The following is a 300-nucleotide window of genomic DNA, read 5'->3' as shown; positions in this document are numbered from 1 at the left end:
CATTAGAGAGTCAAGAAGTGACTTCACCGACACGTTTTATTACTATCCCATTAAGTATGCGTAACTTTAACATCAGCTACTCAGTAACAGCTGCTGCTTTAATAGATGGAGAGAATGTACCATATTTGGGTAATACTATCACTGTATTAAGTCCGATAGTTCCATTAGTAAAATTAACTCCAGCTAATTGTGGAGTTACTCTAAGCGCTATTGGTACTAACCTTAGTTATACGGTAGGAATTAATGCGATATCGTCTACCTTTAGAGCACGATTAACGAATGACAATGGACCTACGCAAA

Annotated in this window: 1 protein-coding gene; it reads left to right on the top strand. The window is 37.3% G+C overall.

What is annotated here, in order from left to right; genetic code table 11:
* Positions 1-300: hypothetical protein (locus tag WFZ85_RS16215; RefSeq protein ID WP_342697279.1), on the top strand; the 300-nt coding region annotated here is incomplete at both ends.

The organism is Flavobacterium aureirubrum (genome assembly GCF_038739835.1).
In the GTDB taxonomy this organism is placed as follows: Bacteria; Bacteroidota; Bacteroidia; order Flavobacteriales; family Flavobacteriaceae; genus Flavobacterium; species Flavobacterium aureirubrum.
This window is presented reverse-complemented; position numbering and strand designations above follow the sequence as displayed.